The sequence below is a fragment of the Polaromonas sp. genome (genome assembly GCF_036676035.1).
Taxonomy (GTDB): Bacteria; Pseudomonadota; Gammaproteobacteria; order Burkholderiales; family Burkholderiaceae_C; genus Polaromonas.
In genome coordinates this window covers 1-23,264 of record NZ_JAKFDR010000084.1, presented here as the reverse complement: position 1 = coordinate 23,264, position 23,264 = coordinate 1, and the positions used below count along the sequence as shown (strand labels likewise).

The following is a 23,264-nucleotide window of genomic DNA, read 5'->3' as shown; positions in this document are numbered from 1 at the left end:
GACCACACCGTTGGCACGGGCGGCGGCCAGCTCGGCACGCACTTGCTCGCGCGTGACGCTTGATTTGCCGGTGTCGGAGAAGAACACGGTGTAGCTGTCGCTGTCCAGTGCATCGACCACGCCATTGGCACGGGCGACGGCCAGATCGGCCTGGACTTCAGCGCGGGTTTTGCCGGCGGCGCCGTTGTCGGCGAACACAGGCTGGGCCATGACATTGCCGGCGGCCAGAGCGGAAACAGCGATCACGAGGGCAGAAGCGAGTTTGGTATTCAACATGAAATTTCCTTTTAAAAGTTAAGTCAATTTCTGGGCGACGGGGGAAAGAATTTTCTCGAGTGTCCAGCCTCGATGCGGCGTCTTGTTTGGTTTCGTCTCATCGATGACTGAACTTTAAAACGGCTGATTGACAAGAAAAAGCACCCTGCGCCCAATACAGTGTTCATCGATCGACAACAATCAGGGGCTTGAAATTCGCCCCTCTGGCAGGGGTCCAGCCCGTCAGGGGCCTCAGGTCAGCAGGGTGACCGCTGCCGAAAAGCTGAAAAACGCCAGCACGGTCGACAGCAAAATGATGCGGGCGATGCGCCCGTTGTCAGCGCCAAAACGTTCGGCCAGCATAGCCACATTGCTGGCGCTGGGCAGTGCTGCCACCAGCACCACCACGGTCAAGGCAAAACGGTCCAGCGGCAGGCCCGCCGCCATCGCGCCCAGCCCCACCAAGCCGATCAGCACCGGGTGCACCAGCAGCTTGATAAGCACCACCGGCACGTAGTCCTTGAGCGGGGTCGGCCTGGTGCTGCTCATTTGCGAGCGGGCCAGCACCGCCCCGATGGTGAACAAGGCCACCGGCGAAGCCGCATCGGCCAGCAGGCCGATGGTTTGCATCACCGGCGCAAACAAGGTCAGACCCACCGCGGAAGCCAGGCCGCCCAGGGCGATCGCCCAGGGCATGGGATTGGCCAACACCCCTTTGAGCGCCAGCCGGGCGGCCCGGCTGGCGCCGTGTTCATCCGCGCCGTCCAGCCGCGACAGCGCGATGCACAGCGACGAGGTGATCAGCAAGTCGATCATGATGGTCACAATGGCCGGCCCGGCCGCCTGGGCCCCGAGCAGCGCCACCAGCAGCGGCACCCCCATGAAACCAGTGTTCGGAAAAGCGGCGACCAAGGCGCCCAGTGACGCATCGTTCCAGCCGATGTGCCCCTGGCGGGTCACGGCAATCGTGAAAGCCACCATCAGCAGGGCGCACAGCAGGTACACCGCGACCAGGTTCGCATCGAGCAGCTGCGCAATCGGCGTGCTGGCACCAAAACGGTACAGCAGGCAGGGCAAGGCGAAATACAGCACAAAGGTGTTGAGCCCGGGAATGGCCGCCTGCGGCAGAAAACCGCGGCGCGCCGCCACGTAGCCGCACAACACCAACGCAAAGAAGGGAAAAGTAACCAGAAGAATGCTTAGCACAAAGCATATTGTCACTTGTAAAGTTTGCAATCGGCTGACTGGCTATGATGGCCCGCTGTCTTCTTTTATTTTTCCGGCCCCCGAATGGCTGGTCATGGCCGTAACCGCTCCGTTTTCTCACCGCATGTCGTCGCTCCCCTCCTCTGCCTCCCATGGCCTGAACCTGGCTCAACAAGAAGCCGTCAACTATATGCATGGCGCCTGCCTGGTGCTGGCTGGCGCCGGCTCGGGCAAGACGCGGGTGATCACGCACAAGATTGCCCGGCTGATCCAGGCCGGCCTCAAACCCGAGCAGATTGCGGCCATCACCTTTACCAACAAGGCCGCCGCCGAGATGCGCGAGCGGGCCAAGGGCCTGATCGGCCGGCAGGCCAAGGGTGTGGTGATCTGCACCTTTCACGCGCTGGGCGTGCGCATGCTGCGCCAGGACGGTGAAGCGCTGGGCCTCAAGCCCCAGTTCTCCATCCTCGACAGCGACGACGTGACCAGCATTCTCAAAGACGCGGGCGGCACCACCGATGCCGCCACCGCGCGCCAGTGGCAGTGGACGGTGAGCCTGTGGAAGAACATGGGGCTCAATGCCGCGCAGGCCGAGGCGCAGGCGGGCAGCGACGAAGAGCGGGTGATCGCCCGCATCATGGCGCGCTACGAAGAGCGCCTGGCCGCCTACCAGAGCGTGGACTTTGACGACCTGATCGGCCTGCCGCTCAAATTGCTGCAAGAGCACGAAGCGGTACGCACCAAGTGGCAGGAGTCGCTGGGCCATGTGCTGGTGGACGAATACCAGGACACCAACGCCACGCAATACGAAGTGCTCAAGCTGCTGGTAGGTAGCCGAGGCCGCTTCACCGCCGTGGGCGACGATGACCAGTCGATTTACGGCTGGCGCGGCGCGACGCTGGACAACCTGAAGAAGCTGCCGCAGGACTACCCGAACCTGAAGGTCGTCAAGCTGGAACAGAACTACCGCTCGACCAGCGCCATCCTGCGCGCGGCCAACAATGTGATCGGCCCCAACCCCAAGCTGTTCCCCAAGACGCTGTTTTCCGAACTCGGCGAGGGCGAGCCGGTGCGCGTGGTGGACTGCGACAGCGAGGAGCACGAGGCCGAGCGCGTGGTGGCGCGCATCCAGAGCCTGCGCGCGGGCGCCGAGCTGCAGGCCGTGGGCAACCAGCACAAGGAATGGAAAGACTTTTGCGTGCTGTACCGCGCCAATCACCAGGCCAAGGTGTTCGAGAAAGCCTTTCGCAAGGCGCAGATCCCGTACAAGGTCTCGGGCGGGCAGAGCTTTTTTGACCGCGCCGAAATCAAGGACCTGTGCGGCTGGCTGCGCCTGCTGGTCAACAACGACGACGACCCGGCATTTTTGCGCGCCGTGACCACGCCCAAGCGCGGCATCGGCCACACCACGCTGCAGGCGCTGGGCACCTTTGCCAACCAGTACAAGCTCAGCCTGTTCGAAGCCTTGTTCAGCAACTCGCTGGGCTCTGCGCTGTCCGCCAAGGCGGTGGGATCGCTCCACGAGTTTGGCCGCTATGTGAACGAGCTGGAATACCGCGCAAAAAACACCATTGGCGCGGAAGACGCGCGCACCTTCCTGAACGACTGGCTCAAGGACATTGACTACGAAAAGCATTTGTACGACGGCGAAGACAGCGAGAAGCTGGCCGCCGCGCGCTGGACCAATGTGATGGACTTTTGCGACTGGATGGCGCAGCGCTGCGGCGGGCAGATTGACGACACCGCCGGTGCCACCGTCGAAAAGGAGAAAAAAACCATGCTCGAAGTGGTGCAGACGATTGCGCTGCTCTCCACCATCAGCGAGCGCGAAGGCGACCAGAACGTGGTGACGCTGTCTACCCTGCATGCCGCCAAGGGCCTGGAGTGGCCGCATGTGGTGCTGGCCGGCTGCGTGGAAGGCTTGCTGCCCTTCAAGCTCGAAGACGATGATGGCAGCAATACCGAGAACATCGCGCTGCGCCTGCAGGAAGAGCGCCGCCTGATGTACGTGGGCATCACGCGTGCGCAGCGCACGCTGGCCGTGAACTGGCTGCGCAAGCGCAAAAAAGGCCGCGACATGATCGCGGGAGTGCCCAGCCGCTTCATTGCCGAGATGGCGCTAGATAAAAATACCGTGAAAGAAGACCCGCGCGAAAAGCTCAAGGCCTTGCGTGCCGAGTTTGCCAAGCGCGCGGCAGACCATGCCGAGGCACAAAGCCAGGCCACTGCCGCCCGGCCGCTGGTTTAGGCCCTAGATCTCTGGAGCAATCCCCATGACTTCATTCCTCGTCAAATTAGCTATAGTTTTAATAGCTGCTTGTGCAATATCCACGCCGGCTAGCGCTCAAAACAAGCCTCAAACTCCATCGCAAACACCGCTCCCGGCGGATGCAGCCGCCCCCTGCCTGCCGGCCAAGAAAATCACCGCGGCGCAACTGCATGGCTGGTGGACGGTCCAGTTCGTCAATCCACCCGCCGGTTTGCCGGCCCAGGCCAGCATGCGGCTGGAGCGACACGAGGAGTTCAGTGAAAGCCTGGCCGGCGAGATCCACCGCGACCTGACGCCGGTTGGGGGCAAGCCCGCGCCCGCCGGGCACAAGCCCCGGGCCCAGCTGGCCGGCGATCTGGAAGATGGCCTGTTTCTGCTCGACGAGTCGTCCAACGGGACCAGCATCACCGCCACCTGGAACGGTGAGCTGGTGGAAGGCTCCTGCGGCAAAACCATCAAGGGCGTCTGGAAAGACACCAGCAACAGCGCACCGCCCGATGCGGCAGACGTGCCCTTCACGCTGACCCGGCGCCAAGGCTGGTAAGGTAACGATGGTGCTCAGCTTGTCGCCCCTCCCTTCGCGCCTGCTGGCGGCTGGCCTGCTGGCCAGCACCTTGACACCGGCCATGGCCCAGACCGCCGCCCCGACGTTGCCGGGCCGCGCCAGCAGCCAGGGCTGGCAGGTCTGCCATGCCATGGCCAGCGACCCGGCCGCGCAGCTGGCCTGCTTCAAGAGCTGGGCCAGCTCCCAGCTCCCGGCCAACTCGCCCGAGCCCACGCTAAGCGCCGTGCCCGCCAATCCGGCCACCGGCCAGCCCGCGACCCAGGTGCTGTTGCTGCCCGCCATGAACACCGAAGCCCCTAACGGCCAGCCGATTGGCTGCAAGAACGACAAGTACTCGGCACTCTCGAAATTCTGGGAACTGCAGCGCGGCAGCGACTGCGACACCTTCGGCATCCGCAGCTACCGGCCCATCAGCTTGGCGGTGGTCGGCTCCAACAGTGTGAACCTGCAACCGGGCTCCCCGTCCGCCGGCCACACGGCGCTGGCACCGCTGCCCTACAAGCGCACCGAAACCAAGATCCAGCTGTCGGTGCGCAGCAAGATTGCCAAGGGTTTTCTGAAACGCGGCCCCGAGGACGAAGACGACCACGACTCGCTGTGGTTTGGCTACAGCCAGCAAAGCTACTGGCAGCTCTTTACCGCGGGCCTCTCACGTCCGTTTCGCAACACCGACCACGAACCCGAGCTGATCTACATCTACCCGCATCAAATCCCCTTGTCCGGCGGCTGGAACTACCGCCTCTCGGGCCTCGGGCTGGTGCACCAGTCCAACGGACAAAGTCTGCCGCTGTCACGCAGCTGGAACCGTGTCTACCTGATGGGCGCGGCCGAGAAAATCCTCGGGCAAGACTCCAGCCTGACCCTGCAAGCCAAGATCTGGGACCGCATGCACGAAAAAGCCGGCGACGATGACAACCCCGGCATTGAAAACTACGTCGGCCGCGCCGAGGTGAGCGGCAACTGGCAGATCAACAAAACCCACAGCCTGGGCCTGACGCTGCGCCACTCCCTGCGTCAGCAAGCCCGCGGCTCCGCCCGCCTGGACTGGATGATGGCCCCCATGGCCACCCCCGACTACACCGGCCTGCGCTACCACGTGCAACTGTTCACCGGCTACGGCGACAGCCTGCTCGACTACAACCGCAAGCGCGCGGTGCTCAGTGTGGGTTTGAGCCTGGTGGACTGGTAGTTTGCGGGGCGGTAATCCGCCATTGTTTTAATAGCGCCCTTCGCGTACCCTGAGCAGGCAGGCATGTCGGGCCCTGTTGTTGCAGAATCCGCAAGTAGGGCTTGTTAAACCTGGTGCGCAAGGAGATGTCATGACTCGCAAAACACCCATTGAACGCTACCGCAACATCGGCATCAGCGCGCACATCGATGCCGGCAAGACCACCACGACCGAGCGCATCCTGTTCTACACCGGGGTGAACTACAAGCTCGGCGAGGTCCACGAGGGCACGGCCACCATGGACTGGATGGAGCAGGAGCAGGAGCGCGGCATCACCATTACCTCGGCCGCGACCACGGCCTTCTGGAAAGGCATGGCCAACAACTACCCCGAGCACCGCATCAACATCATCGACACGCCGGGCCATGTGGACTTCACGATCGAGGTCGAGCGTTCCATGCGCGTGCTCGACGGCGCGGTGATGGTCTATGACGCGGTCGGCGGCGTGCAGCCGCAATCAGAAACCGTGTGGCGCCAGGCCAACAAGTACAAGGTTCCGCGCATCGCCTTCGTCAACAAGATGGACCGCGTGGGCGCCGACTTTTTCCGCGTGCAGCGCCATATCGGCGAGCGCATGAAGGGCGTGGCGGTGCCGGTGCAGATTCCGATCGGCGCCGAGGACCACTTCCACGGCGTGGTCGATCTCGTGAAGATGAAAGCCATCGTCTGGGACGACACCAGCCAGGGCGTGCATTTCGAATACGGCGACATTCCGGCCGATCTGCTCGCCACCGCCAATACCTGGCGCGACAAGATGATAGAAGCCGCCGCCGAAGCCAGCGAGCCCTTGCTGGAAAAATACCTCGCCGGCGAAGCGCTGACTGAAGACGAAATCAAACAAGGGCTGCGCCAGCGCACCGTCGCCAACGAGATCGTCCCGATGCTGTGCGGCAGCGCGTTCAAGAACAAGGGCGTGCAGGCGCTGCTCGACGCCATCGTCGACTACCTGCCCTCACCTGTCGACGTGCCTGCCATCCTCGGCCACGCCGCGGACGACAAGCCGGCCGAGCGCCATCCCAGCGATGAGGAGCCGTTCTCTGCGCTCGCGTTCAAGGTCATGACGGACCCGTTTGTCGGGCAGCTGATTTTCTTTCGCGTCTACTCAGGCGTGGTCAAGACCGGCGATACGGTGTACATCCCGGGCCGGACGCGCAAAGAGCGGCTGGGGCGGCTGCTGCAAATGCACGCCAACGTCCGCCAGGAAATCAAGGAGGTTCACGCCGGGGACATCGCGGCGGCGGTCGGCCTGAAGGACGTCACCACCGGCGACACGCTGTGCGACCCGGACAAGGTCATCATTCTGGAGCGCATGCTCTTCCCGGAGCCGGTGATCTCGCAAGCAGTCGAGCCGAAGACCCAGGCCGACCAGGAAAAGATGGGCGTCGCCCTGCACCGTCTTGCCCAGGAAGATCCCTCGTTCCGAGTACAGACCGACGAAGAATCCGGCCAGACCATCATCTCGGGCATGGGAGAGCTGCACCTGGAGATTCTGGTCGACCGTATGAAACGCGAGTTCGGAGTGGATGCAACCGTCGGCAAACCCCAGGTCGCCTACCGCGAAACGATCAAGCAGGCCGTCAAGGATGTTGAAGGCAAATTCATCAAGCAGTCGGGCGGGCGCGGGCAATACGGCCATGCCGTGCTGAACCTGGAACCGCAGCCACCGGGCAAAGGCTACGAGTTCGTCGATGCCATCAAGGGCGGCGTGGTGCCGCGCGAATACATTCCGGCGGTGGACAAGGGCATCCAGGACGCCCTGACGGCCGGCGTGCTGGCCAGCTACCCGGTGGTCGACGTGAAGGCCACGCTGGTGTTCGGCTCGTCCCACGACGTCGACTCGAACGAAAACGCCTTCCGCATGGCGGGCTCCATCGCGTTCAGGGAAGCCATGCGCCGCGCCAAGCCCATTTTGCTCGAGCCCATGATGGCGGTCGAGGTCGAAATGCCGGAAGACTTCATGGGCAACGTGATGGGCGATCTGTCGACGCGCCGCGGCATGGTCCAGGGCATGGAAGACATCGCGGGCGGCGGCGGCAAGCTGGTGCGCGCCGAAGTGCCGCTGAGCGAAATGTTCGGCTACTCGACGACGCTGCGCTCACTGACCCAAGGCCGGGCCACCTACACGATGGAGTTCAAGCACTACGCGGAGGCGCCTGCCGATGTTTCTGAAGCCATTATTCGCGGCAAAGGGAATGGGTAAATGCAACCGTTAGTACTCACTACCCATCGCCAGTGCCAGAAACCTGGCGACGTTTTGATTACAGCGACTGGCCTTCTTTTTTGTCCTTTTTCGTAGCCTGGGCGTACTGCCTTCTGCTCCAAATACTGGCTCAGAGAGTCAACCTCGGGCAGCATGACCACCTCATTGCCGGACCATTTCGCGCATCCCAGAGAAATCGGCTCAATTTGAGCTAATTTGAGCTAATATTAAATATCGGCTCAATTGAGCCAATCTCTGGGCTGATACGAATGAATCAACAGGCGACTCAACAGCGAATTCTGGACGCTATCCGCGCGCGTGCAGCAGCGGGTGCACCGGCGGTCAGCTCCAGCGAACTGGCCGCACGGACGGGCATCAGTCTGGCAACGCTGAAGCGGCATCTGGAACAACTGGCCCGCGAGCAACGGCTGACGCGCACCGGGAAGGCCCGAGCCACCCGGTACAGCCTGGCCGGCGATGCCGCAGCAGACCTCCAGAGCGTGGCGCATGCCAAAGACAGGTGGGTGGCAACCATCTCGCCGCCTTGGTCCGAGCCCGCGCGGGCGCTCCTGGATGCGTTGCGGCGCCCGCTGGCGTCTCGCAGTCCGGTCACCTACCAGCGCAAGTTTGTGGATGACTACAAGCCCAACGTGTCGTCACTGCTGCCTGCGGATTTGGCCCAGGCGCTATACAGCGAAGGGCGTATGCAAGGGCAGCAGGCCGCGGGCACCTATGCGCGCAAGGTGCTTGAACAGTTGCTCATTGACCTGTCCTGGTCCTCTTCGCGCCTGGAGGGCAACACCTACAGCCTGCTGGCGACCGAGCAGCTGTTTAAAAAGGGCGTGCATGACGGCGGCCGCGACGCAGTCATGCTGCTCAACCACAAGCACGCCATCGAATTCATGGTGGACGCCGTCCCCCAGTATGGTTTGACCGGGCCCGTCATCCCCAACCTGCATGCCCTGCTGATGCAGGACCTACTGGAAGACGCCGACGCACTCGGCGCCATCCGAAGCAAGGTCGTCAACATCAGCGACACGGTGTACGTGCCGACCCAAGTGCCATCGCTGCTGGCCGAGATGTTGAGCACCATTGTCGAGCGCGCCCGGCTCATCAAGAACCCCGTGGAAGCCGCGTTCTTCCTGTGGGTCAACCTGGCCTACCTGCAGCCATTTGAAGGTGGCAACAAGCGCACGAGCCGGCTTGCGGCCAACATCCCCCTGATGCTGTACAACTGCGCGCCGCTGTCGTTCCTGGACGTTGACCCACACGACTATGCGCTCGCCATGATCGGCGTGTACGAGCTTCTGGATGTGTCCCTGGCGAGTGAGCTTTTTGCCTGGACCTATCGACGCGCCTTGAAGAAGTACGCCGTGATACTTGAATCGATGGGCGTGCCGGACCCGTTTCGCGTCAAGCATCGCGAGCGACTAAACAAGGCCATTCAGGCCATCGTGCGCGAGGGCCTGAGCGCCACCGAGACAACGGGCGCGCTGGAGTCAGCCGATGAAACACAGCGATTTGCCGCGATGCTTGAAGACGAGCTGGCCAAGCTCACGGTGAACAACTGCGCCCGCTACCGCCTGACCATGCGGGCCGTGGAAGACTGGATAGCCAGGGGGCGTCCACACTGACGTTGCAGGCAAAGAATGGTACCGGGTTCGCGCGCGCGAACAATGATTTGCATTCAAGCGCTCCGCCCGCGCCGGATCACGCCAGTCCACGCGTACAGCAGAGGGCACATGACTTGTGATTGATGCGCCGTGCTTTGCACTGTCGCTATCCGTGACGGTGCGCTCTGGATCGAGCAGAACAAAACTGGCGCCCGCCTGGGCATTGAGATTACCGGCAAGCTGGGGGCCGTCATCACCAGAATCAACGAGCGTCCCCGGCATACGATCAGCGCTTACATCATCCAGGACGAAAACGGCCAGCCGCTGACGCAGTTCGCGCTGCGCTCACGCTCCGACAAGGCTCGCACGCTGGCAAAGGTGGATTTTCAGTTTCGGGATATTCGGGCGAAGGCTGCGACCGACACTGGCGACTTGGCGCACTCTCAAACCTTGCTTGGACACAAAAACCGGGATATGACTGAACACTACGTCAAGGCGCGGGTGCGGGGGAACGGGTCAAACCGTTAAGGTAAGTGGATGCTGAACCGATGAGTTTTAACTAAATCCCACACACTCAACGATTCATTTATTTCGCTTATTGCGAATAATTCGAATTGGTATAGAATTTCTTTCAAGCCACTTCGGCTTACAACCCAAGGAAGAAATCATGAAATCGCCAGACTTGCTAGCGCCGGTGGCCAGCGAGGAAGAGGCGGAAATGGCCAAGGTAGCGCTTCGCTGCCTTACGACCGCCTTAGATCATTCCAATGCGCCTCGAATCGTATTGGTTGATGAGAATGGGGAGCAAACAGATGCACCCGCTTTGATATTGCCCCCTCAAGCACTTCGCTTTTTTGCAGAAATGCTGAAGCGAATGGCACAGCAGCAACCTATTGTGCTGATGCCACAAAAACATGAGCTCACCACTCAAGAAGCTGCTGCTTTCCTAAATGTTTCAAGACCTTTCGTCATCAAAGAGATTGAAGCTGGTCGATTGAAGTGTCACAAAGTTAATAGACATCGACGCATCGAATTCGCTGAGCTCAAACGCTATGAAGCAGCGCAACAAAAGAGCACCGAAGATGCGCTACAGAATTTAACTGCCATGTCTGAATCGCTGGGCATGGAGTTCTGAATGGCAGGCTCAGCAAGGTATACCGCTATCTTGGATGCAAATACGCTGTATCCAATGTTGGTGCGAGATCTACTGTTGAGCCTTGCCACTGCTGGCCTTTATCACGCGCGCTGGACCGCGGCGATTCATGATGAATGGACTCGCAATTTGGCCAAAGATCGACCTGAGATAGCGCATCACTTGCCAAGCGTCGTCGCAGCCATGAACCGTGCGGTTCCAGATTGCATCGTAGAACATTACCAACCTCTTATCGGGTGTGTTGCCCTGCCGGACGCGAGCGACCAGCATGTCGTAGCCGCAGCAATTGCTGGTCATGCAGATGCAATCGTGACATTCAATATCAAACACTTCCCTCCAGACGCCCTTTCACCTCACGGCATCGAAGTTCAGCACCCAGACGACTTCGTAATGAACCAACTTCAGTTACAGGAGTTGCTTGCCATTCAAGCCATTAAGAGAATGCGCGCACGCTGGAGAAATCCTCAACGGTCAGCAGCAGAATTGATTGATGCATTGGAGAAAAGGGGACTTCCTCTGACCGCAGCATGCCTCAAGCAGGCAGAGGCCCTGATTTAGCGCCAGTTCAAACTACAGCTGTTCGTTTTGTAGAAAACAACCCCGAAATGTAGAAACGCCCCAGAACCCGAAAAGGGCGCTGGGGCGTTTCAAATATGGTGGCCTGGGGCGGAATCGAACCACCGACACAAGGATTTTCAATCCTCTGCTCTACCGACTGAGCTACCGGGCCTGAGCCGCAGATTATATATCAGCCGGCGGGGCCTTCCGGCCCGGGCCAGTCAGCCGCGCTTGCCGCGTGTGAGATCCACACCGAGTTGCTTGAGTTTGCGGTAGAGGTGGGTGCGTTCCAGCCCGGTCTTTTCGGCCACGCGGGTCATGGAGCCGCCTTCCTTGGCGAGGTGAAATTCGAAATAGGCTTTTTCAAACTCATCGCGCGCATCGCGCAGTGGTTTTTCGAGCATGAAGCTCTGCGTGGGCTGCGGGCCCATGTCCACGGCGATGGGCAGGGCGCCGCCGGTCATGGCGGCTTCTACCGTCAGGTCGACCGGATGCGCCGCGGCGTTGGGGCCGACGGGCTTGCGGCCGGCTGATTTGGTGAGCCCCTGCTCGACGGCCTTGAGCAGCTTTTGCAGGGTGATGGGTTTTTCAAGAAAGGCCATGGCGCCGATCTTGGTGGCTTCCACGGCGGTATCAATGGTGGCGTGGCCGCTCATCATGATGACGGGCATGGTGAGCAGGCCGCTGGACGACCACTCCTTGAGCAGCGTCACGCCGTCGGTGTCGGGCATCCAGATGTCGAGCAGCACCAGATCGGGCCGGGCGCGGGCGCGGGCGGCACGGGCCTGGGCGGCGTTTTCAGCCAGCTCGACCTGATGGCCTTCGTCGTTGAGGATTTCTGAAAGCAGGTCGCGTATGCCCAACTCGTCGTCGACCACCAGAATGTTTGCCATGATTGAATTGCTGCCCTTACCCAGTTGTCCGGTTATCCGGTTACCCAATTGCTCAGTTGTTATCGATGAAGCGTTGCCGCTGCAAGTGTTGTTAAGTCACCACTGCGAATGATAACGATACTTGGGCCCCTTCCACCACGCCATCGGCCGTCACGCGGTTGGAAAGGTCGATGCGGGCGCCGTGCTCATCGGCGATTTTCTTGACCACCGCCAGCCCCAGGCCGGTGCCTTTGACCTTGGTGGTGACGTAGGGCTCAAACGCCCGTTTGAGAATGTGTTCGGGGAAGCCGGTGCCGTTGTCGCGCACGCTCAGGCGCACGCGCCGGGTGGTTTCGGCATAGCTGGTTTTGACCAAAATGCTGGCTTTGGCCGCGCGTTCCAGGCCCTCTTGCGCGTCCTGGGCATTTTGCAACAGGTTGTGAATGACCTGGCGCAGCTGCTGCGCATCGCCCTGAATCCGCGGGCAATGCGGGTCCAGCTCGGTCTGCACCGGGGCGATGGCGTTTTCGCTGGCGTAGAGCTGCAGCACGTCGGTCACCAGGGCATTGAGGTCCACCGGCTTGAGCTCGGCGGCCGGCAAGCGGGCGTAGTCACGGAACTCGTTGACGAGCCGCTTCATGGCATCGACCTGGTCGACGATGGTTTTGACGGACTTGGTGAGGATGGCCTGCTCGGGCTCGGCGACCTTGCCGCTGAGCTTCATCTCCAGCCGTTCGGCCGACAGCTGGATGGGGGTCAGCGGGTTCTTGATTTCATGCGCCAGCCGGCGCGCCACCTCGCCCCAGGCCTGGGCGCGCTGGGCCGAGACCATTTCAGACACGTCGTCAAACACCAGCAGGCATTCTTCGGTGCCGGGCATACGGGCGCCGCGGGCAATCAGGGTGATGGCGTTGTCGGGCGAGCCGGGCAAGGCGGCATTGAGCTCAAATGACTGCTGCCAGTGCTCCAGTCCGCGCTGGCTGGTTTCGCTGAAGTAGGTCTCAAACTGTTTTTGCACACCCTGCCCGAAGGCCTCCAGCCCGGGCACGTCGCCCAGGGCCTTGCCGTGGTAGACGGCCAGCGGGGCACGCAGGATGCGGGTGGCGCCCGGGTTGCTGGACTGGATGCGGCCCTGCACGTCGAGCACCATGACGCCGGCGGTCAGGTTGTCCAGAATGGTCTGCAGGTTGGCGCGCGCGGCATCGACCTGGCTCATGCTTTGCTGCACGGCCGAACGGGCTTCCAGCAGCTGCTGGGTCATGTCGGCGAACGAGCGCGTCAGACCACCCAGCTCGTCGTGGCCTTGCAGCGCGGTCTTGGGCGTCAAATCGCCCTGCGCCACCTGCCTGACGCCTTCGGCCAGCACCAGCAGAGGCTTGGCCAGCTGGTTGCCCAGCACCACGGCCAGCAGCACCGCGCCAAACACCGCCAGGAACAGGCTCAGCGTGAGGGTGCCGATGTACATCTTGCGCAGGCCGCTGCGTGCCAGCGCGCGCTCCTGGTATTCGCGGTTGGCTTCCTGCACGGCAATGGCGTTGGCCACCAGCCCCGCGGGCAAGACCTGGGTGATCTGCAGGTAACGGGTTTCACCCAGCAGGCCCACGCTGGTGCTGCTGACCAGCGCCAGGGCTTTGATGCGGGGCGGCGTCGATGGGGCGGCGGCGCCCGCCCCCGCGTTGCCCACCGCGGCCTCCTCCAGGCCTTCGATCTGCGTGGCCACGCGCTGGCTGCGCGCCGTGCGCAGCAGCGATGCGGCAGGCCGCTCGGGCTGAAGCACAAAGCGCGACTCGCCGGTGCTCGCAATCACCTGGCCGGAGGCGCTCCAGAGCACCACGTCATTGGCCGACAGCTGGTCGCGCAAGCGTTCGAGCGCCAGCCCGGCGCCCGCGTCGGAGGTTTCCGACAGCTGCGTGGCCGCCTGCCGGGTCTTGTTGGCCAGGTCAGCGGCCAGCGTGTCCAGCGTGACCCGGCCCAGATTCAGGCCCGCGTCCAGCGCGCCTTCGACCTTCACGTCAAACCAGCTCTCGATGGAGCGCGAGACGAACTGGTAGGACACCACATAAATCATCATGCCCGGCAGCAGCCCCACCAGCGCAAAAATGGCGGCCAGCTTGACCAGCAGGCGGCTGCCAAACTTGCGCTGGCGCAGGCGCAGCAGCAGGCGCAGGCCGACCCAGCCGATCACCAGCAGCAACAGGGCCGCGACCGCCACGTTCAGCGCCAACAGGCGGGCGTAGTTTTGCTCGTACAGCTCGCGGTTGCCGGTGGCCTGCGTGAGCAGGAACATCAGGATCAGCGCCAGCGCCGCGGTAATGCCCACGCCCACGCCCACGGTCCAGCGGAAGGCCCGGCTGCTCTTGATCGACGAGACCTGCCTGGTCAGGCTCACTTGGCCACCTCTTTGCCGCCACCCGCTGCGTTGGCCGGCTCCAGTTGCAGGCGCTGCTCCTCTTCGGCGGCAATGGCCCAGTCGCGCTGGCCGGCCACCCCGATCTGGAAGGGCCGCGGCAGTTGCGACAGGTCCAGGCGGAAACGGAATTCCAGGCGATGCGCCGCATCGGCGTCCACCTCGGCCAGGTCGGCGATCTTCCAGCGTGTCACGCGCTGAATGGCGGACAGGGCCTCGGGCAGGGTGTCGTAATTCTGGTTCAGGGTGGCCCGCAGGCCGGCCACATTGCCGATAGCCCCTGCGGCAATATTGACCCGCCAGCGCCGGGTCAGGGGCTGAAAGGCCAGGCGCATGCTGCGGCTGGCACTGGCCACGCGCTTGTCGGTCCAGTACCAGCGGCCACGGTAAATGTCGGCTTCTGCAACGAAAACCATGGCAATGCCCTTGGTCAGGGCGTCTTCGACGACGGCGGGCAACTCAAACTTGACCTGTGCGGACAGGTACACCCCGTCGTCGGCACGCTCCGTGCGCAGCTGGGTGATTTCTGTCGCCAGGGCGCTGCTGCCGGCCTGCGCCAGCACACTGCCCAGGCAAAACGCCAGAGTCCAGCGCAGGACGGCTTTAAGCGTTGCGTTTTTCAAGAAGGGCGTAATAAAAACCGTCGTGCTCACGCATCAAATTGTCCGGGAAGACCGTCGTTTGCACCCCAGTTTGGGGCAGTAAATGACCTGGCGATGGCATTAATGAGGCCTCTTTGTGGTGTGCAACAAACGTTTGTAGCTGCTTGTCACCTTCGGCCCTGAAAACCGAACAGGTGCAATACAACAGCCGCCCGCCCGATTTGAGCAGCGGCCACAGCGCGGCCAGCAGTTGGGCCTGAATCGCGGCCAGCTGGGCAATGTCGCCGGGGCGACGCAGCCAGCGCACATCGGGGTGACGCCGCACAATGCCCGAGGCGGTGCACGGCGCGTCGAGCAGGATACCGTCGTAGGGCCGGCCATCCCACCAGTCGGCGGGCCGGCCGGCATCGGCCACCAGGATGTCGGCCTCCAAGCCAAGGCGGTGCAGATTTTGCGCAATCCGCTCGCAGCGGCGGGCATCAATGTCCAGCGCCGTCACCTCGCAGTCAGCCAGTTCGAGCAGATGCGCGGTTTTGCCGCCAGGTGCGGCGCAGGCGTCCAGAATCCGGAGCCTGGACGCGGGTGCCGTGGCCTCGGTCAACCCTTCCAGCAGCAAGGGCGCGGCCAGTTGGGCGGCGGCGTCCTGCACTGAAAAATGCCCTTCCGCAAAGCCGGGAAGACTGGTCACGGCACGCGGCGTGGCCAGAATCACGCCGTACCGGCCCACTGGTTTTGCTTCCAAATTGATAGCTTCCAGCGCACGTATATATTGGGCTTGAGTCGTTTTTCGCTCATTAACCCGCAGGATCAGGGGCGCCCGGGCGTTGTTGGCGTGCAGGATGGCCTGCCAGTGCTCGGGGTGGTCTTTGCGCACCCGGTCTATCCACCACTGCGGGTGGTTCCACACTGCTTGCGGATTGTTGTCGGTCAATGCCACCAACGCATCCCGCTCGCGCAAAAAGCGGCGCAGGCAGCCGTTGATGAAGCTGGCTTGGTGCCGCGTGGCTTCGCTGCGCTTGGCGGCTTCAACGGCTTGGTCGACCAGTGTGTGGGCTGTATAAGGAGCATCTTGTTCTGTCCAGGTCAGCGCCAGGGCAACACAGAGCAAGGCGTCAGCTTCAGGCGGCGGTGGACGTTTGGCCAGTTGCTGGCGCAAGGCCTCGGCGCGGCCCAGCCAGCGCAGCACATGAAAGCCCAGCGCCTGCACGCCGGGGCGCAACTGGGCATCGACATCTTCGAGTGCAGCCGTCATGGACTGGCCGTCGCGCACGGCCATCAGCAGGGAAGCAGCCCCCTGAAGCTGGCGCCACAGGGGGATTGGGGTGGGGTTGTCTTGCATGAGGCTCATCTATGCGCCCGAAACGGACGCCCAACCCGTATTAGACCAGCCATAGGTCGCCGCCGTCCGGAGCCCGTCCCAAATGCAAGCTCGAGCCGCGGAACTGGCTTTGCCAGGCCGCAGGCGGGCGGCCCCCTCGGGGGGCAGGGAGCTACACGCAGTGAGCGACCGTGGGGGCTAACTGAGCATATCAGCCCAGATGTTGCTCGCCCAGTTCAGCGCGTACACGCCTTCCAGCTCGGTCGGCCCGGGGCTGACGCCGCCCGAACCGGCCACGGTCTTGAAGGTTTTCTCAAGTGCCACATACTCGTGCACGCTGGCCACGTGGATGACGTTTTTGCTGTCCACAAAGCTGTAGCAGGTGTTGGTCAGCATGGGCGCGGGGTTCACGTCCCAGCCGGACAGCTGCGCCACGATGGCAGCGGCCGCCACCTTGCCATGGTTGTTGGCCATGTGGCCGCTCTTGGGCATGCCCGGGGCGATCTGGATGGAGTCGCCCAGCACATGCACGTCTTTGGCGGCGGTGGACTCGAAGGTCAGGTAGTTCACGCCGCACCAGCGGTTGTTGGCCTGGTTGTTCAGGCCGGTCTGCACGGCAATGGCGCCGGCGCGCATGGCGGGCAGAACGTTCAGCACGTTGGCCTTGACGTCATCCTGCACATCGAACTTGATGACGCCGGCTTTGGCGTCCACCGCAGTGGCCTTGTGCTGGCCGCGGTATTCGATGATGCCCTTGTACTGCTCGGCCCAGACTTTTTTGAACAGCGGGCCCTTGGAGGTCACATCGGGGTTGGCATCGAGAATCAGCACCTTGCTGCGCGGTTTGGCGGCCTTGAAGTAGCCGGCGATCACGGAGGCGCGCTCGTAGGGGCCGGGTGGGCAGCGGTACGGGGCTTCGGGAATGGTGATGGCGTACACGCCGCCATCGGGCATGGCTTCGAGCTGCCGGCGCAAGGCCACGGTTTCCGCGCCGGCCTTCCAGGCCTGCAGGATCTGGCCCGAGGCTTGCGCCTCTTTCAGGCCCTCAATACTGCTGTACATCAGCTCGATGCCGGGCGAGACCACCAGCTTGTCATAGGCAATCGAGGCACCACCGGCGAGGGTGACGGTTTTTTTGGCGGTGTCGATGGCGCTGGCCATGTCTTTGATCACCGTGACGCCGTGATTCTTGCCCAGCCCGGTGTAAGGCGTGGTGAGGTCACGCATCTGCTTGCTGCCGCCCAGCACCAGGTTGGAGATGGGACAGGAAACAAAGGCGTCTTGCGGCTCGATCAGCACCACGTCAATCTTGTAGTCCGACAGCAGGCGCACATATTTGGCGGCAGTGGCGCCCCCGTAGCCACCGCCAATGACCACCACTTTGGCCCGGGACGGAATGGAGGTGCTGGCGCAGCCGGCCAGCCCCAGCAGGCCCAATGCGGCCGTGCCCTGCAGGAAGCTGCGGCGCTTGAAACCAGCCATCGAATTCGGGGAGAGATTGGAGTTCATGGTGTTCGGTCCTTCGCTGTCGATGCGGGTGGTTTATTTTTTCTGGGCAGCAAAGTAGGCCGCCAGCGTTTCGATCTGGGCGTCGTTGTAGCCTTTGCTGATCTGGTGCATCACGGTGGCCGTGCGGGTGCCCGCCTTGAAGGCTTTCATCTGGGCCACGAGGTAGCCCTGCTCCAGACCGGACAGAGAGGCCACGCTGGAGCCTTCAACCGCCTTGCCATTGGTGCCGTGGCAGTTGGCGCAGGTGGCCGCCAGGCTTTTGGCATACAGGGCTTCCTTGCCACCGTTGCCCTGGGCCTGCGCCAGCGGGCTGAGCACAAGCGCACCAAACGACAACACCGCTGCAATTCTTGGGATTTTTTTCATGACGTCTCCAGACGGTTTCAACAAACGGACAATTTAACGCGACATGGGCCACCACCCTATAGCAAGTAGCGGGCAGTTTCAAGTGCTTGGTACTGGCGTTCGAATAACAGGTGATGCGCTTATTCGGTGGCGCACAGCATCGCGGCCGGGGCAAAGCCAAACAGGTGGGCAATCAGCACCGTCGGGAACTGCCCCTGGGCGTTGTTGTAGTCGAGCACCGAGTCGTTGTAGGCCTGCCGCGCAAACGTCGCCTTGTTTTCCGTGCTGGTGAGCTCTTCGCTCAGTTCGCGCAGGGTGGCATCGGCCTTGAGTTCGGGGTGCGCCTCGGCCACCGCAAACAGGCGGCCCAGACTGCCGTCCAGCGCCTGCTCGGCGGCGGTCAGACTGGCCACGGCGGCGGCATGGGTCGGGTGGCTGCGCGCCACCTCACTGGCGGCCTGCGCCTGGCTGCGGGCAGCAATCACCGCTTCCAGCATGTCATGCTCATGCTGGAGGTTTTTTTGGGCCGCTTCCACCAGATTCGGAATCAGGTCGTGACGTCGCTTGAGCTGAACATCGATCGGCCCGAACGCATTGGCAATTGTGTTTTTCAGCCGCACCAGCCGGTTGTAGGCGCCCACAGCCCAGAAAACCAGCAGGGCGAGCGCCACGATCAGGGTGATGGAAGAGACGGACATGGTTTCTCCAGATGATTGAGGGCCAGGGTTCTTGAATTTTCAGATTCCGGTACTTTACAGGCGCTGAGCCAAAGCTGGCCTGAAATCTCATAATCACCATGAAAAACGCCCCGGGCCCCTGTCAACAGGGCGCGGGGCGCGGGGCGCTATGCTTTTTACAGCACCAGGGATGCGGCTGGATTACTCCGTGGCTTCACCTTCATGGCTGCCTTCCGGGGCGGCAGACACGGCTTCGAGCTCAGCCGCTTCAGCCTCGGCAATGGCGCGGCGCTCGGCGTCGTCCATCCGGTCCTTGGCTTTGCGTGCCTCGTGGTAGGCCATGCCGGTACCGGCAGGAATCAGGCGGCCGACGATCACGTTTTCTTTCAAGCCACGCAGCTCGTCGCGCTTGCCCATGATGGCAGCCTCGGTGAGCACGCGGGTGGTTTCCTGGAAGGAAGCCGCGGAAATGAACGAATCGGTCGACAGCGAGGCCTTGGTAATACCCAGCAGCAGGTTGCTGAAGGTCGCCGGGACTTTGCCTTCGGCACGCAGGGCGTCGTTGGCGTCCAGCATGGCCGAACGCTCGACCTGCTCGCCGGCGATGTAGCTGGAGTCACCGACGTTTTCGACCACCACACGGCGCAGCATCTGGCGAACAATCACTTCGATGTGCTTGTCGTTGATCTTCACGCCCTGCAGACGGTAAACGTCCTGCACTTCGTCGACGATGTAGCGGGCCAGCTCTTCCATGCCCAGCAGACGCAGGATGTCTTGTGGGTCGGCCGGGCCGTCCACAATCGATTCCCCCTTGTTCACCACCTGGCCTTCGTGCACGAGAATGTTCTTCTCTTTGGGCACGAGGTCTTCCCAGACCTTGCCTTCCGGATCGGTGATCTGCAGGCGAACCTTGCCTTTGGTCTCTTTACCAAACGACACGGTGCCGGTCATCTCGGCCAGCGTGCCCTTGTCTTTCGGGGTACGGGCTTCAAACAGCTCGGCCACGCGAGGCAGACCGCCGGTGATGTCGCGGGTCTTCTGACCTTCGATGGGGATACGGGCCAGCACTTCGCCGGGGCCCACGTCCTGACCGTCACGCACCTGCACCAGCGCGCCGACCTGGAAGCCAATCGTCACCGAGTGATCAGTGCCGGGGATCTTGACTTCGTTGCCGGTGGCGTCGATCAGCTTGACCTGTGGGCGAACCACTTTGGCCACGCCGCGGCGCTTCGGATCGATCACCACCAGGGTGGACAGACCGGTCACCTCGTCGACCTGCTTGGCCACCGTCACGCCTTCTTCCACATTCTCGAAGGCCACCTTGCCGGCGAACTCGGTAATGATGGGGCGCGTCAGCGGGTCCCAGTTGGCGAGGATGGCGCCGGCCTTGATGGTCTGATCCGCCTTGACGGTCAGCGTGGCGCCGTAAGGCACCTTGTGGCGCTCACGCTCGCGGCCATGTTCGTCATGAATGACGATCTCGCCGGAACGGGCAATCACCACCAGTTCGCCCTTGCTGTTGGTCACATAGCGCATCGGTGCGTTGAAACCGATCACACCATTGGACTTGGCTTCGACGCTGGAGGCAATCGCTGCGCGCGATGCGGCACCACCGATGTGGAAGGTACGCATGGTCAGCTGCGTGCCGGGCTCACCGATCGACTGGGCGGCGATGATACCGACCGCTTCACCGATGTTGATCAGGCCCCCGCGACCCAGGTCACGGCCATAGCATTTGGCGCACAGGCCGAAGCGGGTTTCGCAGGTCAGGGCGGTACGCACCTTGACCTCGTCCACGCCTGCAGCTTCGAGCTCGTCGATCAGGTCTTCGTCCAGCATGACACCGGCTTTGGCCAGGACCGAGCGGTTCTCGGGGTGCAGCACGTCTTCGACCGCGGTACGGCCGAGGATACGCTCGCGCAGCGATTCGATCACTTCACCACCCTCGACGATGGCGCGCATGAGCGAGCCCTCTTGCGTGCCGCAGTCTTCCTCGGTCACCACCAGGTCCTGCACCACGTCACACAGGCGGCGCGTCAGGTAACCGGAGTTGGCCGTTTTCAAGGCGGTATCGGCCAGACCCTTACGGGCACCGTGGGTGGAGATGAAGTACTCCAGCACGTTCAGGCCTTCGCGGAAGTTCGCGGTAATGGGCGTCTCGATGATGGAGCCGTCAGGCTTGGCCATCAGGCCGCGCATGCCGGCCACCTGGCGGATCTGCGCCGCGGAACCGCGGGCGCCCGAGTCGGCCATCATGTAGATGGAGTTGAAGGACTCCTGCTCCACCTGCTTGCCGTGGCGGTCCGTCACGATTTCCTTGGACAGCTGGGCCATCATGACCTTGGAGACTTCGTCACCGGACTTGCCCCAGATGTCCACCACCTTGTTGTAGCGCTCACCGGCCGTCACCAGACCCGAGACATACTGCTGCTCGATCTCTTTGACTTCCTTCTGGGCGCGCGCAATGATGTCGTGCTTCTGCTTGGGCACCAGCATGTCATCGATACAGATCGAGATGCCGGCCTTGGTCGCCAGGCGAAAGCCCGACTGCAGCAGCTTGTCGGCAAACACCACGGTCTCTTTCAGGCCGCATTTGCGGAAGGACACGTTGATCAGCTTGGAGATTTCCTTTTTCTTCAACGCCTTGTTGATGTTGGAGAAAGGCAAACCCTTGGGCAGGATTTCGGACAGCAGCGCACGGCCTGCGGTGGTTTCCCACAGCTTGGTCGATGGCACAAACTCGCCGGTTTCCTTGTTCTTGGTGTACTCGGTCAAACGCACATTGATCTTGGCGTTCAGATCCACTTGCCCCGCATCGAAGGCGCGCTGAACTTCACCGGTATCGGAGAAAATCAGGCCTTCGCCCTTGCCGTTGGTACGCTCGCGGGTCGTGTAGTACAGGCCCAGCACCACGTCTTGTGACGGAACGATGGAGGGCTCGCCGTTGGCCGGGAACAGGATGTTGTTCGAAGCCAGCATCAGGGTGCGGGCTTCCATCTGCGCCTCCACCGACAGCGGCACGTGAACGGCCATCTGGTCACCGTCGAAGTCGGCGTTGAAGGCCGAGCAGACGAGCGGGTGCAGCTGGATGGCCTTGCCTTCGATCAGGATGGGTTCAAAGGCCTGGATACCGAGACGGTGCAGCGTAGGCGCACGGTTGAGCATCACTGGGTGCTCTTTGATGACCTCTTCCAGGATGTCCCAGACCACTGGCGTGCCGGATTCGACTTCCTTCTTGGCCGCCTTGATGGTGGTCGCGATGCCCATGGCTTCGAGGCGCGAGAAGATGAACGGCTTGAACAGCTCGAGGGCCATCAGCTTGGGCAAGCCGCACTGGTGCAGCTTGAGCGTCGGGCCCACGGTGATCACGGAACGGCCGGAGTAGTCGACGCGCTTGCCCAGCAAGTTCTGACGGAAACGGCCTGACTTGCCCTTGATCATGTCGGCCAGCGACTTCAGCGCGCGCTTGTTGGCGCCCGTCATGGCCTTGCCACGGCGGCCGTTGTCCAGCAGCGAGTCGACCGCTTCCTGCAGCATGCGCTTTTCATTGCGGGCAATGATCTCGGGAGCCTTGAGCTCCAGCAGACGGCGCAGACGGCTGTTGCGGTTGATGACGCGGCGGTACAGGTCGTTCAGGTCGGAGGTCGCAAAGCGGCCGCCGTCCAGCGGCACCAGCGGACGCAGGTCCGGCGGCAGCACAGGCAGCACGTCCAGCACCATCCACTCGGGCTTGATGCCGGATTTCTTGAACGCTTCCATCAATTTCAAGCGCTTGGCGTTTTTCTTGATCTTGATTTCGGAACCGGTCAGGTCATTGCGCAGCTTCTCGATTTCGACGTCGAGGTCCAGCCCTTCGAGCAGGTCCTTGATGCCTTCGGCGCCCATCTTGGCGGTGTACTCGTCACCGTATTCCTTGCGCTTGGCGTCGTAGTCGTCTTCCGACATGATGCTGAATTTCTTCAGCGGCGTCATGCCGGGATCGGTCACCACGTAGGCTTCGAAGTACAGCACGCGTTCGATGTCGCGCAGCGTCATGTCGAGCACCAGGCCCAGACGCGACGGCAGCGACTTCAGAAACCAGATGTGCGCGCAGGGCGCAGCCAGGTCGATGTGACCCATGCGCTCGCGGCGGACCTTGGTCTGCGTGACTTCAACGCCGCACTTCTCGCAGATGACGCCGCGGTGCTTGAGGCGCTTGTACTTGCCGCACAGGCATTCGTAGTCCTTGATGGGGCCAAAAATCTTGGCGCAAAAAAGACCGTCGCGCTCGGGCTTGAAAGTGCGGTAGTTGATGGTTTCAGGCTTTTTGACTTCGCCGAAAGACCACGAACGGATCTTCTCGGGCGATGCCATGCCGATCTTGATGGCATCGAAATGCTCATCCGGCGTGAATTGCTTGAACAGGTCGAGTAATGATTTCATGTGTTAAATCCTTTTCTTTCCTGTAATTAGCTGCGTTCCAGCTCGATATCGATACCGAGCGAACG

18 protein-coding genes and 1 tRNA gene are annotated in these 23,264 nt (G+C 62.2%); 8 read left to right on the top strand and 11 right to left on the bottom strand.

Annotated features, from left to right (window positions below; all coding sequences use genetic code 11):
• The coding region (locus V6M61_RS13025; protein WP_332777003.1) for a DUF4148 domain-containing protein at positions 1-276 on the bottom strand (276 nt) is incomplete at its 3' end.
• 231 nt (positions 277-507) lie between these two features.
• Positions 508-1,461 carry an AEC family transporter gene (locus V6M61_RS13020; protein ID WP_332777002.1) on the bottom strand — a complete coding sequence of 318 codons (954 nt, stop codon included), beginning with the start codon at positions 1,459-1,461 and terminating at the stop codon, positions 508-510.
• Between the two features lie 94 nt (positions 1,462-1,555).
• On the opposite strand from V6M61_RS13020, the gene V6M61_RS13015 reads away from it, so the two are divergent.
• The 8 genes from V6M61_RS13015 (at position 1,556) to V6M61_RS12980 (ending at position 11,047) form a co-directional block, all read left to right on the top strand.
• Positions 1,556-3,709, top strand: coding sequence for an ATP-dependent helicase (locus tag V6M61_RS13015; RefSeq protein WP_332777001.1), 2,154 nt, complete (start codon positions 1,556-1,558; stop codon positions 3,707-3,709).
• Between the two features lie 25 nt (positions 3,710-3,734).
• A complete protein-coding gene (locus V6M61_RS13010) occupies positions 3,735-4,274 on the top strand; it encodes a hypothetical protein (RefSeq protein ID WP_332777000.1) in 540 nt (179 codons plus the stop codon).
• Between the two features lie 7 nt (positions 4,275-4,281).
• Positions 4,282-5,484 (top strand): phospholipase A, encoded by a 1,203-nt coding sequence (locus V6M61_RS13005; protein WP_332776999.1) that lies wholly within the window; start codon positions 4,282-4,284, stop codon positions 5,482-5,484.
• Positions 5,485-5,614: 130 nt separating this feature from the next.
• Positions 5,615-7,723: an elongation factor G gene (gene fusA / locus V6M61_RS13000; protein ID WP_332776998.1), complete on the top strand. Its 2,109-nt coding sequence runs from the start codon at positions 5,615-5,617 to the stop codon at positions 7,721-7,723.
• 269 nt (positions 7,724-7,992) lie between these two features.
• Positions 7,993-9,357, top strand: a complete 1,365-nt coding sequence (locus V6M61_RS12995) for a Fic family protein (RefSeq protein WP_332776997.1) — start codon at positions 7,993-7,995, stop codon at positions 9,355-9,357.
• A 129-nt stretch (positions 9,358-9,486) separates the two neighbouring features.
• Complete coding sequence (locus V6M61_RS12990; RefSeq protein ID WP_332776996.1) at positions 9,487-9,864, top strand: tyrosine-type recombinase/integrase; 378 nt, start codon at positions 9,487-9,489, stop codon at positions 9,862-9,864.
• A gap of 139 nt (positions 9,865-10,003) precedes the next feature.
• The gene (locus V6M61_RS12985; protein WP_332776995.1) at positions 10,004-10,471 is read left to right on the top strand and encodes a helix-turn-helix domain-containing protein; all 468 of its coding nucleotides are present in this window, start codon (positions 10,004-10,006) and stop codon (positions 10,469-10,471) included.
• Positions 10,472-11,047 carry a PIN domain-containing protein gene (locus V6M61_RS12980; protein WP_332776994.1) on the top strand — a complete coding sequence of 192 codons (576 nt, stop codon included), beginning with the start codon at positions 10,472-10,474 and terminating at the stop codon, positions 11,045-11,047.
• Positions 11,048-11,143: 96 nt separating this feature from the next.
• On the opposite strand, the gene V6M61_RS12975 is transcribed toward V6M61_RS12980, so the two are convergent.
• The 9 genes from V6M61_RS12975 to rpoC all read right to left on the bottom strand — a co-directional run bounded on the left by V6M61_RS12975 (position 11,144) and on the right by rpoC (position 23,199).
• Positions 11,144-11,219: transfer RNA gene (locus V6M61_RS12975), tRNA-Phe, on the bottom strand.
• 49 nt (positions 11,220-11,268) lie between these two features.
• Positions 11,269-11,940 (bottom strand): response regulator, encoded by a 672-nt coding sequence (locus V6M61_RS12970; protein WP_332776993.1) that lies wholly within the window; start codon positions 11,938-11,940, stop codon positions 11,269-11,271.
• Between the two features lie 91 nt (positions 11,941-12,031).
• A complete protein-coding gene (locus V6M61_RS12965; protein ID WP_332776992.1) occupies positions 12,032-14,308 on the bottom strand; it encodes a sensor histidine kinase in 2,277 nt (758 codons plus the stop codon).
• Entirely contained in the window at positions 14,305-14,949 is a 645-nt protein-coding gene (locus V6M61_RS12960) for a DUF4390 domain-containing protein (protein WP_332776991.1), read from the bottom strand. Before V6M61_RS12960 ends, V6M61_RS12965 begins: the two co-directional genes overlap by 4 nt.
• The gene (gene rsmB / locus V6M61_RS12955; RefSeq protein ID WP_332776990.1) at positions 14,930-16,267 is read right to left on the bottom strand and encodes a 16S rRNA (cytosine(967)-C(5))-methyltransferase RsmB; all 1,338 of its coding nucleotides are present in this window, start codon (positions 16,265-16,267) and stop codon (positions 14,930-14,932) included. The genes V6M61_RS12960 and rsmB overlap by 20 nt, the downstream gene beginning before the upstream one ends.
• Positions 16,268-16,444: 177 nt before the next feature.
• Positions 16,445-17,755, bottom strand: coding sequence for an NAD(P)/FAD-dependent oxidoreductase (locus V6M61_RS12950; RefSeq protein WP_332776989.1), 1,311 nt, complete (start codon positions 17,753-17,755; stop codon positions 16,445-16,447).
• A 33-nt stretch (positions 17,756-17,788) separates the two neighbouring features.
• Entirely contained in the window at positions 17,789-18,121 is a 333-nt protein-coding gene (locus V6M61_RS12945) for a c-type cytochrome (RefSeq protein WP_332776988.1), read from the bottom strand.
• 119 nt (positions 18,122-18,240) lie between these two features.
• Complete coding sequence (locus V6M61_RS12940) at positions 18,241-18,798, bottom strand: LemA family protein (RefSeq protein WP_332776987.1); 558 nt, start codon at positions 18,796-18,798, stop codon at positions 18,241-18,243.
• Positions 18,799-18,978: 180 nt separating this feature from the next.
• The gene (rpoC, locus tag V6M61_RS12935) at positions 18,979-23,199 is read right to left on the bottom strand and encodes a DNA-directed RNA polymerase subunit beta' (protein ID WP_332776986.1); all 4,221 of its coding nucleotides are present in this window, start codon (positions 23,197-23,199) and stop codon (positions 18,979-18,981) included.
• Positions 23,200-23,264 lie beyond the last annotated feature (65 nt).